Source organism: Alteromonas abrolhosensis, from assembly GCF_001953635.1.
Classification (GTDB): domain Bacteria; phylum Pseudomonadota; class Gammaproteobacteria; order Enterobacterales; family Alteromonadaceae; genus Alteromonas; species Alteromonas abrolhosensis.
Window position 1 is genome coordinate 104,412 of record NZ_MEJH01000010.1, and the last position, 15,278, is coordinate 119,689.

The 15,278-nt window shown below is 43.4% G+C and carries 17 protein-coding genes; 5 read left to right on the forward strand and 12 right to left on the reverse strand.

From position 1 onward, the window contains the following. Window positions 1–75: 75 nt before the first annotated feature. From BGK61_RS15000 to BGK61_RS15020, 5 genes are all read right to left on the reverse strand, one after another. Entirely contained in the window at window positions 76–915 is an 840-nt protein-coding gene (locus BGK61_RS15000; RefSeq protein ID WP_076011706.1) for an alpha/beta fold hydrolase, read from the reverse strand. 98 nt (window positions 916–1,013) lie between these two features. Continuing rightward, entirely contained in the window at window positions 1,014–1,667 is a 654-nt protein-coding gene (locus BGK61_RS15005; RefSeq protein WP_076011707.1) for a Slp family lipoprotein, read from the reverse strand. A gap of 333 nt (window positions 1,668–2,000) precedes the next feature. Further along, window positions 2,001–2,294 (reverse strand): hypothetical protein, encoded by a 294-nt coding sequence (locus tag BGK61_RS15010; protein ID WP_076011708.1) that lies wholly within the window; start codon window positions 2,292–2,294, stop codon window positions 2,001–2,003. A gap of 179 nt (window positions 2,295–2,473) precedes the next feature. After that, on the reverse strand, window positions 2,474–3,190 hold the full coding sequence (tsaB, locus tag BGK61_RS15015) for a tRNA (adenosine(37)-N6)-threonylcarbamoyltransferase complex dimerization subunit type 1 TsaB (protein ID WP_076011709.1): 717 nt from the start codon (window positions 3,188–3,190) through the stop codon (window positions 2,474–2,476). A 76-nt stretch (window positions 3,191–3,266) separates the two neighbouring features. Then, the gene (locus BGK61_RS15020; RefSeq protein ID WP_076011710.1) at window positions 3,267–5,186 is read right to left on the reverse strand and encodes a DNA repair helicase YoaA; all 1,920 of its coding nucleotides are present in this window, start codon (window positions 5,184–5,186) and stop codon (window positions 3,267–3,269) included. Between the two features lie 299 nt (window positions 5,187–5,485). On the opposite strand from BGK61_RS15020, the gene BGK61_RS15025 reads away from it, so the two are divergent. Further along, window positions 5,486–5,725: a hypothetical protein gene (locus tag BGK61_RS15025; RefSeq protein WP_014998849.1), complete on the forward strand. Its 240-nt coding sequence runs from the start codon at window positions 5,486–5,488 to the stop codon at window positions 5,723–5,725. Between the two features lie 160 nt (window positions 5,726–5,885). Here the strand turns inward: BGK61_RS15025 and BGK61_RS15030 are convergent, their stop codons facing one another. Both BGK61_RS15030 and BGK61_RS15035 read right to left on the reverse strand, forming a co-directional pair. Further along, a complete protein-coding gene (locus BGK61_RS15030; RefSeq protein WP_234349477.1) occupies window positions 5,886–6,317 on the reverse strand; it encodes a hypothetical protein in 432 nt (143 codons plus the stop codon). A 1-nt stretch (window position 6,318) separates the two neighbouring features. Continuing rightward, window positions 6,319–7,239 carry a cation diffusion facilitator family transporter gene (locus BGK61_RS15035; protein WP_076011711.1) on the reverse strand — a complete coding sequence of 307 codons (921 nt, stop codon included), beginning with the start codon at window positions 7,237–7,239 and terminating at the stop codon, window positions 6,319–6,321. 162 nt (window positions 7,240–7,401) lie between these two features. Here BGK61_RS15035 and BGK61_RS15040 point away from each other — a divergent pair, with 162 nt between their 5' ends. Further along, window positions 7,402–8,460 (forward strand): aromatic ring-hydroxylating oxygenase subunit alpha, encoded by a 1,059-nt coding sequence (locus BGK61_RS15040; protein ID WP_076011712.1) that lies wholly within the window; start codon window positions 7,402–7,404, stop codon window positions 8,458–8,460. Between the two features lie 102 nt (window positions 8,461–8,562). Here BGK61_RS15040 and BGK61_RS15045 read toward each other — a convergent pair whose 3' ends face one another. Beyond that, the gene (locus tag BGK61_RS15045) at window positions 8,563–9,291 is read right to left on the reverse strand and encodes a phosphatase PAP2 family protein (protein WP_014998853.1); all 729 of its coding nucleotides are present in this window, start codon (window positions 9,289–9,291) and stop codon (window positions 8,563–8,565) included. Between the two features lie 10 nt (window positions 9,292–9,301). Next, window positions 9,302–10,000: a TVP38/TMEM64 family protein gene (locus BGK61_RS15050; protein WP_014998854.1), complete on the reverse strand. Its 699-nt coding sequence runs from the start codon at window positions 9,998–10,000 to the stop codon at window positions 9,302–9,304. 417 nt (window positions 10,001–10,417) lie between these two features. On the opposite strand from BGK61_RS15050, the gene BGK61_RS15055 reads away from it, so the two are divergent. Beyond that, entirely contained in the window at window positions 10,418–11,113 is a 696-nt protein-coding gene (locus tag BGK61_RS15055) for a calcium-binding protein (protein ID WP_076011713.1), read from the forward strand. Between the two features lie 132 nt (window positions 11,114–11,245). Beyond that, window positions 11,246–11,869, forward strand: a complete 624-nt coding sequence (locus BGK61_RS15060; RefSeq protein WP_076011714.1) for a phosphatase PAP2 family protein — start codon at window positions 11,246–11,248, stop codon at window positions 11,867–11,869. Between the two features lie 81 nt (window positions 11,870–11,950). On the opposite strand, the gene BGK61_RS15065 is transcribed toward BGK61_RS15060, so the two are convergent. The 3 genes from BGK61_RS15065 to BGK61_RS15075 form a co-directional block, all read right to left on the reverse strand. Beyond that, the gene (locus BGK61_RS15065) at window positions 11,951–12,169 is read right to left on the reverse strand and encodes a hypothetical protein (protein WP_014998857.1); all 219 of its coding nucleotides are present in this window, start codon (window positions 12,167–12,169) and stop codon (window positions 11,951–11,953) included. Window positions 12,170–12,253: 84 nt separating this feature from the next. Beyond that, on the reverse strand, window positions 12,254–13,558 hold the full coding sequence (locus BGK61_RS15070) for an alpha-amylase family glycosyl hydrolase (RefSeq protein ID WP_076011715.1): 1,305 nt from the start codon (window positions 13,556–13,558) through the stop codon (window positions 12,254–12,256). 111 nt (window positions 13,559–13,669) lie between these two features. Further along, window positions 13,670–14,578: a sulfite exporter TauE/SafE family protein gene (locus BGK61_RS15075; RefSeq protein ID WP_076011716.1), complete on the reverse strand. Its 909-nt coding sequence runs from the start codon at window positions 14,576–14,578 to the stop codon at window positions 13,670–13,672. A 150-nt stretch (window positions 14,579–14,728) separates the two neighbouring features. On the opposite strand from BGK61_RS15075, the gene BGK61_RS15080 reads away from it, so the two are divergent. After that, complete coding sequence (locus BGK61_RS15080) at window positions 14,729–15,211, forward strand: DUF2244 domain-containing protein (RefSeq protein ID WP_014998860.1); 483 nt, start codon at window positions 14,729–14,731, stop codon at window positions 15,209–15,211. The last annotated feature ends 67 nt before the right edge of the window (window positions 15,212–15,278 follow it).

The window sequence follows — 15,278 nt, forward strand, 5'->3', positions numbered from 1 at the left end:
GGAGCTGCACTTATATAACTGGTCTGATAACTTGCGAATATTATAGGATGTGTAAAAAAAAATAAACGGCACAATTTACAATTGCTCAACAAAATGACGAATTAATACCCCTACATCGTCAGTATTTTCCATGTGAATATGGTGACCGCCTACTAATTGTTCGTATTGCGCATTTAAAAACCACCCTTTGCGATTTGGGAAAACGGTGTCTAAGTTTTTAAAACTATTGGATGCGCCGATAAAAAGAACGGGGCATACAATAGCACGCATTAATGATTCCGACTGTTTTTCTGTTAGTCTGAGCGTTGATTTCGTGCGAAGTTTAGGGTCGCTCGACCAAAAGCAATGTCCACCGGCGTCTTGGGTCAAATTTCTGGATAAAATAGAACGCGCGTGTTCTTCGGGAATATCGGATATCTTGCATCTAGCCTTTACGGCTTCGTCTAAATCAACGACACGCAGTTTATTTCGCGACTTCGCGTGACGACTAATTATAGCGTCACGCATTTGTGCAGTGGTCGTTTCTTCACTTTCAGTGAGCGGTCCACACGCATCAATGCTTATTACAGCAGAGACTTTCTCGGGAAATAGCGCAGCGAACAGGCTAGCTAAAATTCCTCCAAGAGAATGACCAAGTAAGATCACTTCCTCCCACTCCTGAGATTCTATTAAGGCATATAAGTCTTGTAAGTAATCGGCTTGATTGTAATGCGCCCCGTGTGGGCGGTGGCTAGAGCGACCGTGCCCGGCTAGGTCCAGCGCGATGAAGCGATGGGTTTGAAGGTATGGCGCTAACAGCCGTAAACTTTCTGCGTTATCTAAATAACCATGCAAACCAATTACAACTTTGCCGGCACCTTGATTATCTAACGCGGCTAAATGTAGTGTCCCAATATTAAATTCTGTCTCGATCATCTTTATCCCTTATGGCAATTTATTGCCGATCGCAGTCCACATTTGTCTCACAAACAAAAAAAGGCGGCAATAACATGCCGCCCTTCTCGTTGATTCTTTTATTTCTCTTTATCCAACTTTGCTGGCTGTATAGTGGGTTTCATATTGCTTTTTGTCCCCCCCGACTTAGCGGGAAGCGTAGCCTTGCTTGGTGCGTTTTTATAACGAATTACGCGCGTGTGATTGAATTGGGGATACATCCAAGGGCCATTGTAACGATAGAAAGGTGAATACCAGCCTGTGTGATAATTGAAGAAGTAAGTATTTACATCATAAACCTCTTGTTTTCTCCACATATGATAATCATCAGCCGTGATCGTTGGGTAAATATAGGGTTGCTCACCCACCATGCCTGCGGTTGGCGCAATAATTGTACCTAGAAACGTTGCTGCGCGCCCTTCTTCAAAAACGATTGGGTCTACAAAGCCATCAATTTGCACCTTGAATCGACCTGAAGTTTCACCATTTGTTGTAGGCTTACCATAGTGATTCAAAGGAAAATGAGCGAGTTCGATCAGCGTTTTGTTAGGCTTGTTCTCAACCCCGACAATTAAGCCTCCCCAGCGGGCTTTTTGACCTTGAGCATTAGCCCCCGATGTAACCGCTTTAGAATAGCTAACTAATTGCGTACCCTCAGGCACGTCTATACTGTCTGGGACCATTGTGCAGCCCGCGAATAAAAAGACTGTAAGTAAAACTAAATACCGAGACATCTATGTGCTCCTATAAATCCTAGAAAAATGCTGCGCGTGAATGCAACTTACCCATACTACGTGGGCTGTTCCAAAACAAACTATGGAACAAGACTACAAATCCATTTCTACTTTCTGTATCTCTTTCAGCTAAAAAGAAAATCTTCGTACAAGCACCTAAACCTTAGCATTAATACGAGAGGACAACCACTGCCGTTCAAACACTGTGGCGGTTAATTCATCACCACATAAATTTTAGAGTATGCTCTGTAGAGTTTTGTTCAAGAAACTGACTAAAATTTAAGAATTTTCGGGTGTCTTTTAGCGAGGAAGATAGTGGGGTTGAAGGACATTCTATGCGTAGATATCAACGCCGAACATTGAGTGTATGGATTCACGCTGCTGCTGTTTTTCAAAACTCGTGTAAGACGCTATGGCATTTTGAGAATAGGTATTGCCATCCTCCCGGATAAACTTTTGATAAGCTTTGGCGTTATCCGTTCCCTGTTCGTCAGGCGCAACAACAATCGCCCTGGCAGACGATTCGCTTTGCCCCTTACTTTGTTGTTCAGGGTCTTTGTTAATTTTAGCTACACGGCCTTGCGAAGGTTCCGAAGACGGTACAGCGAAATTATTATTGATAATCATACACGGTTATTTAAACAAAAATCGTACCAACAAAACCAAAAATCACACCAATATAAATCATGCCGCCGAAATGAAATCACCACCGCAAGGCGAGCTTTAAGGTTAAAGCTCGCACTTTTAACTGAGCGTTTACTTTTCTAAATTGTGAAGCGCCCAATAAGTTAAGTTGCGGCAGTTAACTACTCTCTACCTGGTAGTTTTTTCCAGGTCACTTTATCGCGTAAGTATACGGGTTCCACATTCACCGCGTCAGACACTTCGCCTTTACCAAATGCGTCTGATGCAAGCTTTAGCATGTACTGAGCATTCGGAAGCGTTACGTCAGACGATATCTCGCCGCATACCTCTAATTTCCATTGACCAAGCTTCTCATAGGCATTCCAGCCTGTTCCAACCGCAATAACAGCCGCATTGCTACTATCTCGAAGCACATTTAACTGTTCAATCGCAGCCTCTGGTGGACACACCTGCTCTTCGATACGAAGTACAACGCCGGTTGGCGATTGCGAATAAACCGCAAAATAAACTTCATCCATGCGCGCATCAGATGCAACGGCAATTAGAGCGTCTTTGTTCTGCACATTCGACGCAACTTCAAACGCCATCGCCTCGAGTGTACTTACACCAGCCACTTTCAAGCCAGTTCCCAGAGCTAAACCTTGGATCATACCTGTCGCTATGCGTACACCGGTGAAGCTACCTGGTCCACGCCCAAATGCAAGTAGCTCTATATCGCCCAGCGTAGCCTGTGCTTCTTTTAACACCTCATCAACCATTGGAAGTAAACGTTGGCTGTGTTGCTGCGGACATATTTCAAAGCGCGTAATCACCGTATTATCGTACTGCAGCGCAACCGAACAAGCTTCGGTAGCCGTGTCTATAGCTAGAATATTCATGTTTATCTCTTATTTTGTAACATCTGAATTGTCGCCAGTGGATAAAACCGCTTAAAGCGCAATTCATAAATTTAACTTAGGCTTCATCAATGCCGGCTAAAAATTTTTCCACTTCGTCTAAGCTTCTAGTTCGTTTCATATCCGGTAAGCTACCGACAAAAGTTTTAGCGTAAGGCTTCGTCACTAAACGATTGTCACATATAACCAAAACGCCTTTATCAGATGGGTCTCGGATAAGTCGTCCCGCTCCTTGCTTTAATGTTATAACCGCCTGAGGAATTTGGATAACGCCGAACGGATTAGCGCCTCGTTTTTTCACATCTTCCATCCGCGCTTGAAGGAGCGGATCATCAGGAGACGCAAAAGGCAGTTTATCAATCATTACACAGACAAGATCGTTGCCGCGTACGTCTACGCCTTCCCAAAACGCGCCCGTCCCCATCAAAACCGCTTTCTCATCAGCAAGGTACGCGTCTAACAGCGCTTGTTTTGTGGTGGTTCCTTGCACTAGTAACGGGTTATCTATCTCATCTTCTAACTTCTGCGCAATTTCCCTGAGCATAGCGTGGCTAGTAAAAAGCAAGAAACATCGGCCGCGACTAGCTTTAATGAGCCGTTTAGCGGTTTCTAGCAAGGTTTCCCGCATGGCGTAGCTATTGGGTTCGGGTAAATAACGGGGCACGCATAACATAGCCTGCTCTGGGTAATTAAACGGGCTATCTAATCCCAATGTTGCTGCATCTTCTAAGCCCATTCGGCGTTGAAAGTGCTCAAAACCACCATTCACCATTAAGGTGGCAGAGGTAAAGATCCACCCGCGCGGTGGTGATGATACAAAGCGTCTGAATTTAGCCGCAATCGATAAGGGCGTTAAATGCATGATGAGGTGGCGCTGGGTGGTTTCATACCACAGACTCACGTTTTCTTGCTTATTGTCACTTAGCGCATCTAACTGCTCTCTTGCAGCAACAACACGTTCGTACATGTTATCTAAATCTTTGTCGCGGCCAATATGAAGTTTGCACACTTCATGCAGGACACCAAGCGCTTCGGCTAGTTTGCCCACCTGCATGCGCACGTCGTCACGGTCTAACGCTTCTGCCCAGTTACCGCGCTCCGCAGTATCAGGAAATAGCAGACGTAAATCAGAGGCTATCATTCTGCACTTATCAGCAGCCTTATCTAACTGCCCTGCATCTTTCAAAACAGTTCTGAACAGTAACGCAATATCTTTGGCAATATCGTGAATTTGTCTTGTTGATAGTGACTCACCGAAATAATCACTGGCTATATCAGGAATTTGGTGGGCTTCGTCAAAAATAATAGCGTCAGCCTCAGGGATGAGCTCGCCAAACCCTGTATCTTTTAGCGCCATGTCAGCAAAGAAAAGATGATGATTAACAACTATGATGTCTGCATCCAGCGCTTTTCTGCGCGCTTTAACCAAATAACAGTCTTCGTAATCTGGGCAGTCCCGGCCCAAGCAGTTATCTACCGTAGATGTCACCAAGGGCAAAACACGTGCATCTTCTGGCAGGGTTTTAAGCTCTCCCATGTCGCCTGTTTTCGTAGTACTTGACCAGCGCTTTACCTCTGAAAGCTGACCCAACACTTCTTTTTCAACCAGCGTGGAGTTGCCGCCGTGTTGCGCCAGTCGATGAAGACAAAGGTAATTTGCACGACCTTTTAGTAACGCTGTTTTACGTTTACTGCCTAGCGCCTTCTTTACCAGTGGTAAATCGCGGTGGAATAGCTGCTCCTGTAAGTTTTTAGTTCCCGTAGAGACAATGGCTTTACCATCACTTAGCAACGCAGGCGCAAGGTAAGCAAAGGTTTTCCCGGTCCCGGTGCCCGCCTCTACGATCAAACTGCCAGTGGTATCTATTGCGCGCTTAACCGCCTTTGCCATTTCAGTTTGTGCCTCACGGGGCACAAACCCTTTAATAGCACTTGCAAGAAGGCCATCTGAAGAAAATACATTATTTATTGTGGGCATGGTTTAAGCGCTGTAATTACTTTTCTACTGTAGGCCGCGCATTATGCCAAAAAGCCTGTTGAATGCCCATTAAAGGTTTTCATTTTAACGCCTACTTTTTACATGTTTGCCTGCTAAGCTGTTGCTTAGACTATCAAAAAACTGCCGCTATTCTCAGCGTCACACCACAAAACCAAATGTTAAATTTTTGATGAAAAGAATTTGTCTTCTAGAACAAAAAAATTAGCTTTTTAATCTATAGACTTAAGCGCAATATCCGTCTCGTAAATGTTTACACTCACTTATTTAACGAGGTAATTATGAAAAGTTTAAGCTTATTAGGTTTAGGCTTGTTTGGTTTAAGTGCGTTGGCGTTCTCTGCAATGGCAACGGAATCAGAAACGGCACCTGCGGAACTCGTAGCAGAGCTCACACAATTTTGTAAAGAAGTAGCCGAAGAAGAAGGGACTAAAGGCAAGCCAGAAGATGTGTTTGTATTGGAATGCGTAAATGACGAACTGGAAGCTGAAGGTTATCAAAAGCTAAAGTCTTTAAACTAATACAATAGTTCGATTAGTCTGGAAGCCTTGACGTAAGCGTTGAGGCTTTTTTTATGCCCTTTTTTACAACAAGAAAGTGTTAAATTGCGCATCACGCAAATAACTGCAGCCTTCTTCCTAATGTTTATAAGCGCTGAAAGTTAATTTGAGCAGCACCGGTTTATCGTTCGAAAAACGCGTCAACCAAATCTGCCAGCGACTCTTCTAACTCTTCTTCAAATGCGTCAATATCAATGTTGAAGCTATCCATGTACTTAGCGGCATTGTCACGCGAAACCACGCCGTTTTTTATTTGAAACTCCAACTCAGGTAGTGCTTTGTCATAGCGCGGCTTAATCGTCCATCGCAAGCAATGCCCGTGTTTGTCTTTTAGCCGCTTTTTAGCGAATACACAAAACTCTTCGACGTAGTCTGTACCTTGCGGCCCTAGACACCCCGGCTCTATTCTGTACATTACCAGCAGCTTTTTGTATAGCGGAAGTCGAGTTTCCATCACATCTTCGAATAGCTTAAAGATTTGATTATCGGAAAATTTTGAGCAATTTGCCAGTTCGCTTTTGCGGTGAATGCAATAATTGGCATTCACCTTCATCCTATTCTGCGAGTTCTGGATCTTTGATAAACAGAATATCCATAATTATTGCAGGGTCCCACTCGCGCATCTCTGCTTCGCACTTGAGCCTAATTTCATCCAATTCACTAATAGTGGCGATTGAAAATGCGTCATCAACAATAATGTGGACTAATAAATAAACGTCTCTGCCTCGTTTACTAATACGTACCTCTACATGCTCGTAGGGAACGTCTGCTAAGGTCTTTTTGAATTTTTTCTCGATTACCGCTGAAATAGACTCAGGAGGAGCTTTATTGATCACTTCATTTAAACTTTCGCGCAAAATTTTAAACGGTACAGGAAGCATTGCCGAACCAAGTATAATCAACAATACCGGGTCTACATACGGCGCCAATGTTTTATACTCAGTCGATTCCAACGCGTAAGCTAAAATAAAAGCGAACAAAATAGAGGCGCTCAACACACCATCTATCATCCACGTATGTGAATCAACTTTGACTAAATCAGACACCAAGTGCTTGCCTTTGACGCGCATATAAATAGATATACTGAAACAGCCAGCTGTCGCTACCACGCCGTAAAACATACCAATACCATATTCAGCAGCATGTCCACCCGCCAACAAACTCTGAACTGAACTTGCAACGGCATACACACATGTGGCAATGATGATAAGCGATTTGAACATGTTCAAAGTCGGCTCAATGGCCGTGTAACCGAAGTGGAAACGGTCGTCGTCAGGGCGTTGAACTAGGTTAGCGACTTTTAGCGTTAGCATTGACATAACAAACGCGATCAAAGAGTACGCTGCATCAAATAAAATTGCGCCTGAACTCGTTAAAATGGCAAAACCAAGCGCGACAATGACAAATGCGCCGGCAATATAAAAAGAAAGCGTTAACAGACGCTTTTCTTCAAGGTGATGGAAGCCAATGTCCATGTAAATCACTATAAAATTGAGGTGCGCGGATTCTACTCCGATATTTTGAAAAAAATAGTGCTTCAATCAAAAATATTGCTATTTTTTTAGTCAATTCAGTGATACATAGCGCCTATATAATTTCGACGTAACGCAATGCGTTTTAGGCTCCCTTTTTAAACTATGAATCTAGCCACACACCCTTCTATAAAAAGTTATTTTGACGCTGAAGTGAGCAAGCACGAAATCGAGCAAGTATTCTCTCGTGGGCTTTCCTATGCGGGCCACTCATTAATGGTTCCTGAGAAGTTTAGTTATCAAGTATTGCCCCATCTAAACAATCGGTTTGTACTGTTTAACCAAGGTGATAACTATGAACTTATATCCAATGTATGTTTACACCGACAAGCTCAACTTCTTGAAGGGCAAGGCCGGGCGCGAAGCATAGTTTGTAAACTCCACTGTTGGGGTTACGACAATACAGGGCAACTTAAAGGCACCCCGCACTTTAAAGACGCCCCTAACGGGCAATTAAAAAAAGAAGCACTTACGCAATGGAATGGCCTCCTGTTTCGTGGGCGCTCCCCGGACATGGATTTATCCGCCCTTGGACTCGATGAATACCTCGACTTTTCCAATTATTTTTATGCTGGCTGTGAAACTACGGAATATCAGTTTAACTGGAAGACCTTTTTAGAAATCTATCTAGAGAATTATCACGTGTACTCTATGCACCCCGGGCTTCGCCAGTTTGTTAAACCCGATGATTTAGAATGGTCGTTTGGAGAGGATTTTTCAGTTCAGAAAGTCGGATTAGGCGACCAACTGACCAAAAGGACGACAGAGCGTTATCGCGACTTTCAAGACGCGTTAATAGCACGCTATGGGCAGACACTTCCTCGCTATGGCGCAATATGGTGCTTCTTATATCCAAATATTATGATTGAGTGGTACCCGGATATCATTGTTGTGAGCACGATCTACCCTAAGGGCGCTGGCGCTTGTATAAACCACGTTGAGTTCTATTACCCAAAAACGTTATATGAAGAAATGCCCGAGTACTTTACTGCGGAAAAAGAAGCTTACATGGAGACCGCAGTAGAAGATGAAGAAGCGTGTCTGTTATTGGAAAAAGGAAGAAGGGCGCTGCATTTATCAGGCGAAGAAGAACACGGCCCAATTGAGCAATTTTTAGAAGCGGGCGTGGCACATTTTTACCAATGGCTTGCCCGTAACACTTAATACACTCGGTGCCCTGGACAAGACATAGTGTTAAAGCCTTATTATTTTACGCAAAAGGCAATTCGCCAGAGTTTAATTGATGTTCTCTCTTTTCCGTTTGCATCATTGTGACAAATGATGCAAATCTTCTTCGTGCTCTTCCCCTTCTCGCTCGATGTCGCCGGAGGATTGTAATGATGACGCTACCATTAGGGACAAAATTGACCAAAAAACGCCGACTGTCCAACCAGCTAGCACATCAGAAGGCCAATGCACGCCTAGATATACCCGGCTAATCCCAATACTCACGGTTAATAAGGTTGCGACTGACATTAAGAATATTTTAACGCGCTTACGTTTTTCTACGCGAGAAAGTAGCGTGCCTAACGTGAAGTAAACTAAGGCAGACATAAGCGAGTGGCCACTGGGAAAACTATGCGTATAAACATAACTACCGTGAGGTACCAGGTCTGGTCGCGGTCGATCAAACCCGTACTTCAATGCAAAACTCAATAATGTACCAGACACGATGGCGACAATAATAAACAGTGCCATTTTAGGTTTTTGAATTAGCAACATGTAAACAGCTGATGCGAGAGTAAAGAACGTTAAAATTCCTACCCCTCCCAAACCTGTGATGTCACGCATTAATTCCTCAACCCAGTGCGCACCAATAGGGTCTGAAAGGTCTTCTGCAGTTCGAAACAGTAATAACAGTTTTTCATCCACAGCAGCTGTACCGCCACTGGTTACCATACCAGCTATTTCGATAAACCCCCAAAGACATCCCGCTAACACTAATCCACCAAGTACCATAATGAGATCGGATTGGGTGATATTTCTTAAATTCACTTTTTTCTCCTTAAGCAGGCTGTGCACTGGCATGCTGCTTTTTCTTAGTGTGCCTATACGCAATGATGGTTATGACTATGCTGACGAGAATACCTCCCGCTAGAATGGCCCATTGATAAGTTGGTGGGTGAGCGTCACTATTAAGCATTGAATTTCCCCCAACCCATCCAAGGTAAGTATAAAGGCTAACCAAAGGAAGCTGACCCACTAGGGTAGACCAAGCATACTGCTTAAAAGAAATTTCCGTGATACCAAAACCATAGTTTTTTATCACAGCTGGAATAAATGGATTGAGCCTCAACAGTATCACTAGGCGCCACGCGCTATCTTTCGCCAACGCAAGAATTTTCTTGCTTCCCTCATAACGCTCAAGCCTGTTTTTTACATGGTCTTTTAGCCAAAATCTAGCAAACAAAAAGGTAATGCAAGCACCACTAAAGGCTGCAAGTATCGATACGCATATCGCAATAGAAAGACCAAATAATATCCCAGATACAATATTCAATATGGTAGAAGGAAAAGAAAGTGCTACAAGTAAAGTGTAAATAAAGAAGTAAACAATGACAGCCCATACACCAAATGATTGAATATATTCAACGGCATCTGCTACCTGTTCCCGTGTGATTACATGCTTCCATAAAAGAATTACAGCAGAAATAAACACAACGCCAATCACACTTTTTATTAACCACAGATTTCTTTTCTTCATGACCCATTCCTGTCGGGAGCTAAAGGTGAGCAGTGTCGACTCACCTTTTTCAACTTTGCCTTGTTAGTGATTTCCTACGACAGATATGGCCAATGGATTAATATTTTTTAATAAAAATTAAATATCTGTTTAATTTATCAAAACACTTACCACGCTCTCCTAGCAGTTCAAAGTTCGAGCCTTAAGACCGAGCGTCGTTGTCCAAGCGTGTTCTAAATTTGTTAACGAAATTGAGTAACTTTTTCAGAAAGTTCTATAGATCTCACAATTAAAACAATAATTCGAAAGCTTAAGAGAAATAGTAAAACTATGATTTTAAGGCACTTATTTTACATGGCACATCCCATGAATAGGTCACTGTGAATTATCACCTCCGTTTTCAAGCAGTATGGAGGCCTAAAAAACAAGGAGCTTGATATGAAAAAGTTAACTATTGCAACATTGATTAGTGCAGCCCTTTCTGCAGGTGCATTCGCAGGTGACGGTCTTGAAAAGATAGACACAACTTTTGCGGATTTAGATAATGACGATAACGGTTATATTTCTCGCGAAGAGGCTGATGACGACGAAATATACGCACATTTCGCACAAATCGACACGAATTCCGATATGCAGATTTCAATCAAAGAGTTTAATGCGCATGTCATGAAGCACCCAGAACATTTTGATGGTGACGTAGTGGCCTCGGTGCAGTCGATGAACGAGAGCATGGGTACAGAAGGTACTATAGAAACGGAAGTTAAAGTTGATACCGATGTTGATGAAGTGGTTGCCGCGACTAAAGACAAAAGGCTTACTCACGAACTAAGAGCTGAGACTGAGTTGAAAGCTGATGGAAACTTAGAAAAGACAACCGTTGACAAAGTGGCTGAAGATACTGTTGTTCATGATAATACGGTTATCGCAGATGAAGCGGTAATTGCACGCAGTAAATTTGAAATGATGGACGCTAATGGCGACGGTAAACTCACTAAAGCTGAAGCCTCGCGAAGTGGTGTAACACGTGATTTCGACAAAATTGACGTAAATGACGATGAATTAATTACACGTACGGAATTTAGGCGTTACCAGAGTACGTCTGAAAGTAACTTAAGTGATAGTTCTGAAGAGTAATGACTCAGTAATACAAGGGCCGCATGCGCGGCTCTTTTTTCTTAACAGCTTGCTTTGTACACATGCTTTCATCGTTGTATATGGCAAGAACTTTCTTTAGCAGTCCATCGCTTTGTCAAAGAGGGAATTGTCATGTTAGCTTCCACAGGAATTAAAGGCCTACTTGCGTATCGAGCACTGCGAAAAATGAACGGGCACAGTGCTAAAACAGCGCAAAATAAAGAGAACTTCTTAACATCTAGCACCTTGAGCAATGCGACAACGCCTCCATCCGTCGTCGCTATTACGGGCTCAGCTTACGCCATATCTAAAATGATTCATGCACCAAAGGTGCAGCGCTTTCTTTTGAAGTCGACGTTATCAGCTTCAGTGGCGGGATTACTTAATGCAGGGCTTAAACGTTTGATTGGACGAAAGCGGCCTAGAGCAGAGACTGGCCCTAAGATAAAGGGCCCAGCGTTGAACGACAAATTTAACTCTATGCCATCAGGACACGCATCAGCAGTAGCGGCAGTTGCAGGTTCAATACCTCGTACCTCTGGACCTCTGCTATTAGCGTCAGCGGCAGGTCTCGCTGCCACCGCAATTATTGGAAGGTCGAGGACTAAACGTGAGGCGCATCACTTATCAGATGTGTTGGTGGGAAGTTGCTTGGGTTTTGGCGTTGCCTACGCCGTCTCTAAACTCGAGAAGCCCGTTGAAGATGAAGTTGATAGCCTGAAGCAAAGCTCTCACCTCCCGAATAGATTTAAATAATACTGATTACGGAGATACGAGTTAAGGAGTGTCCCCTCTCTTAGGAGGGAACACATTTACATTAGGTGAATTACTTAGTATCTAACTTTCGGGAGTGGAGTTTATCACTTCCTCTATTTCACTATTGCCACTCAAACGAGCGAGATCGATAAGATAATCTTTTTCAAGCTTATCCAAAGCGTGTCCTTCTAGTCGCGCTTTAACCTCATCCACATCACCATTGACTATGGAAGTTTTCAGCGCAGCATGATTATTTAACGAGCGGTCTTCTGTCCTTTCAACTGAATCATTCGAAGTCATAGTTCATCCTTAATTTTCACTTGGTAAAAAGTATCAAAGCTTTTTACATTTAGTAGTTAGAGATGACACTAAACGATCACTCCGTTAGGCAATCCATATCTCGAACTGCCAAGGCGCGAGTTTACAAACTGAATCAGCTCCGAAGATTTTCTTTTCGTCGCGCTCCCAGTGTGTATATTCACCTTCAAACAATGGCTCTTTGAACGTGGTATCAACCTGCTCGTTTGAGAAATTAATTACTACAAAAATTTTTTCATGAGCATTATGTCTTACAAAACTGAACACCTTGTCCATTGTTGAGTTTGGAACCTGAATCATCCTTGCTCCGTACTCTCCATTCCCCAACACACTCTTAGATTTTTTAAGGGCTATAAGTTTGCGATACAAATCGCCAATGTCATGCTGCTGCCATTCAATAGGATCGCGCTCGAAGAACGCCAACCGTTTATTTTCTCCCGCTTCCTGACCATTATGAATAAGCGGCATACCCTCGCCTATTACAGATAGCGCTATACATGCTTCGAGTGCCCCACCAAACTGCTCGTGCTGAGTGCCGTCCCACGCATTTTTGTCATGATTGCTAACGAATGTCATTCGGTAAGCTGAATGTGGCCAGCTGCGCTCATTCCACGAATAATATTTGCGCAGCCTGTCCAGAGAGCATTGTCCGTGCGCTAATTCATGTAACGTCTCGTTCCAACTCCATGCGTAAGTCATGTTAAATGCAATCTCGTGCAGATCTCTATTTTCCCATTCCGCCAACATGAAAACCGGTCTAATTGCATTGAGTGTTTCAACTGCTTGCTGCCAAAAATCGTTAGGCACATAGCCCGCTACGTCACAGCGAAATCCATCAATATCGAATTTTTCAACCCAATAGCAGAGCGCGTTAATCATATATTTGCGAAGACCAACTTGCTCATAGTCGAACTCAATAATATCGCTCCAATCCCACCAGGGAGACGGGCGAAAATCTCCTTTGTAATCCTTGGCGTACCATTCTGGGTGTTCATTCACCAAAGGGTTGTCCCACGCGCTGTGATTTGGCACCCAGTCAATTATTACTTTCAGTGATAACCGATGCGCTTCTTCCACCAGCATTTTGAAATCTTCTTCACTGCCAAATTCTGGATTAACAGCTAGGTAGTCTTTAACCGCATAGGGGCTACCAAGCTCCCCTTTCCTGTTTTTTTCGCCAATAGGATGTACAGGCATCAGCCAGACGATATCCGTGCCAAGAGATTTAATGTGAGCTAACCCTTTTCTTACCCCCTCAAAATTTCCTTCGTCTGAAAACTGTCGAGTATTGACCTGATAAATAACAGCATGGGAAGACCATTCAGGTTGAAGTACTTTGTAGCGTTGCTGAGGAACAGGATTGATGTCCATATTATCTTTCCTTTTGCAGATTAGCGTTTAGAAGAGGAGCCTTAATCTCGTGCGTTACCTTACCCTGCGCTATATTTCTTTACGGTATGTAAATCGCTGCGGGCTCGCCGCTCAGAGAATAGGTAAGCTCGTAATACCTAAGATTAGTACCCACATGCCGAAAAAAAGTTTTAGGCGCTGAACAGAAAATGCCAAAACCAAATACTTTGCAATCATTCCGCCGACAATTGCCCCTACTCCTGCAAAGAGCACCACTTGCCAGACGACCGCCTCGCTGACAAAGGCGTGATAGGGCAATGCAGACCACACCGTAAAAGCCGATAAAATGACCGCGTTGGCGATAGACATGGTTACATTGAACCCTCGGATTATAAGGTAGACCGCTACTAGCTCACCTACCCCCACCGACAGCCAGGCTGTAATAATGCCTCCAAGAAATCCAATGAAGGGCAAAATCACCAAGTCTTTAGTGTGTAAATCCTTTTTAAAATGGGTGCGTCTCATTAGTGGAATGGATGCAAAAATTGCAACTGCCAGCAAAATTGAAAAACTGCCGAAAGCGATGTGAAGATTATTGGCTCCGCCCCACAAGTGCTCAAGTAATAACTTGCTTTGCGACGAATACTGAGCGAACCCTATACCGCAAATTGACGATGGAATAGTTAACATTAACGCACTTGGTAATGCTTTCCAGTAATGGTCATAACTATGCTGCTTTTTGTAATATGCTGCCCAAGTTAATGCACCTGCGGTCATGCCACAGCATTGGATAGCGAAGCTGGTGGCTACTACACTTTGTGGAGAAAACGAGAGGTAGTTAAAGAACGGAACAAACACTACCCCACCACCGGCACCAGTAGCGTTCGCAAAAATAGCGCCTATAACGCCGAGAATACTAAAAAGTCCAAACTCTTTAACAAGCTCAACCGGTGAAGGTTGCGCGAACAAACAGGCAACCCAAAAAAACAAAAGTGAAACCAGCACTGATTTGCCAGCGTTTTGCTTGAAAAAAGAAATCACACAGGTCCTTAAGTCGAAAAATACATAACTGCTACTAAAAACATGGGAAAGCGTGGTAGCCACTCGCAACTGTACAATTTTCAAACTATTGTTAGTGCACTACGTATAAGCTTTTACTTACCCCATTGTCATATAGCATTTTGTAAAAATATGGTTGAAGTATCTACATTTGAGCATCAGGTGCAACTGCATCTTTCACCAAATCGCTCAGCATCTTGGCAACAAACCAAATATCTTATTGTGGCATTCGCCGTTTTTGTAGGCACAATAGCTATTGCTTGGTCGATAGCCGGCGCGTGGGTTATTTTGCCTTTCGCAGGAGCAGAAGTTGGGTTGCTCTCTCTTGTCATGTACTTGGTATCAAAAGCAACTTATCGATGGGAAACCCTTTTAATATCCTCCCAAAGTATTGATGTATACTGCTCGAACGGCGCTAACTTGCAGTTCCCCCGACCTGATACTTCCTTGTATTACCAAAAGGATTCGAGTTTAAAGTGCACTCCACGTCTCATTTTAAAAGCGCCTTTACATCAACTTGAAGTAGGTGCATTTCTAAACCCGGAAGATAAGAAAAGAGTGCACGATAGCCTACAGCTGGCCGGTGTTATGGTGTGCACAAACAAATGGTGGTGAAACACCATACTGCATTATCGTTAAAAATTTATACCTACCGTTTTTCCACTTTTTTAACCACATCTAA

What these genes read in the sequence shown, in the direction of transcription:
- BGK61_RS15005 (WP_076011707.1), bottom strand. Translation starts at nt 1,667, where the DNA reads ATGTCTCGGTATTTAGTTTTACTTACAGTCTTTTTATTCGCGGGCTGC.
- BGK61_RS15000 (WP_076011706.1), bottom strand. Translation starts at nt 915, where the DNA reads ATGATCGAGACAGAATTTAATATTGGGACACTACATTTAGCCGCGTTA.
- BGK61_RS15040 (WP_076011712.1), top strand. Translation starts at nt 7,402, where the DNA reads ATGAATCTAGCCACACACCCTTCTATAAAAAGTTATTTTGACGCTGAA.
- BGK61_RS15020 (WP_076011710.1), bottom strand. Translation starts at nt 5,186, where the DNA reads ATGCCCACAATAAATAATGTATTTTCTTCAGATGGCCTTCTTGCAAGT.
- BGK61_RS15050 (WP_014998854.1), bottom strand. Translation starts at nt 10,000, where the DNA reads ATGAAGAAAAGAAATCTGTGGTTAATAAAAAGTGTGATTGGCGTTGTG.
- BGK61_RS15070 (WP_076011715.1), bottom strand. Translation starts at nt 13,558, where the DNA reads ATGGACATCAATCCTGTTCCTCAGCAACGCTACAAAGTACTTCAACCT.
- tsaB (WP_076011709.1), bottom strand. Translation starts at nt 3,190, where the DNA reads ATGAATATTCTAGCTATAGACACGGCTACCGAAGCTTGTTCGGTTGCG.
- BGK61_RS15080 (WP_014998860.1), top strand. Translation starts at nt 14,729, where the DNA reads ATGGTTGAAGTATCTACATTTGAGCATCAGGTGCAACTGCATCTTTCA.
- BGK61_RS15030 (WP_234349477.1), bottom strand. Translation starts at nt 6,317, where the DNA reads ATGAAGGTGAATGCCAATTATTGCATTCACCGCAAAAGCGAACTGGCA.
- BGK61_RS15035 (WP_076011711.1), bottom strand. Translation starts at nt 7,239, where the DNA reads ATGGACATTGGCTTCCATCACCTTGAAGAAAAGCGTCTGTTAACGCTT.
- BGK61_RS15065 (WP_014998857.1), bottom strand. Translation starts at nt 12,169, where the DNA reads ATGACTTCGAATGATTCAGTTGAAAGGACAGAAGACCGCTCGTTAAAT.
- BGK61_RS15010 (WP_076011708.1), bottom strand. Translation starts at nt 2,294, where the DNA reads ATGATTATCAATAATAATTTCGCTGTACCGTCTTCGGAACCTTCGCAA.
- BGK61_RS15025 (WP_014998849.1), top strand. Translation starts at nt 5,486, where the DNA reads ATGAAAAGTTTAAGCTTATTAGGTTTAGGCTTGTTTGGTTTAAGTGCG.
- BGK61_RS15060 (WP_076011714.1), top strand. Translation starts at nt 11,246, where the DNA reads ATGTTAGCTTCCACAGGAATTAAAGGCCTACTTGCGTATCGAGCACTG.
- BGK61_RS15055 (WP_076011713.1), top strand. Translation starts at nt 10,418, where the DNA reads ATGAAAAAGTTAACTATTGCAACATTGATTAGTGCAGCCCTTTCTGCA.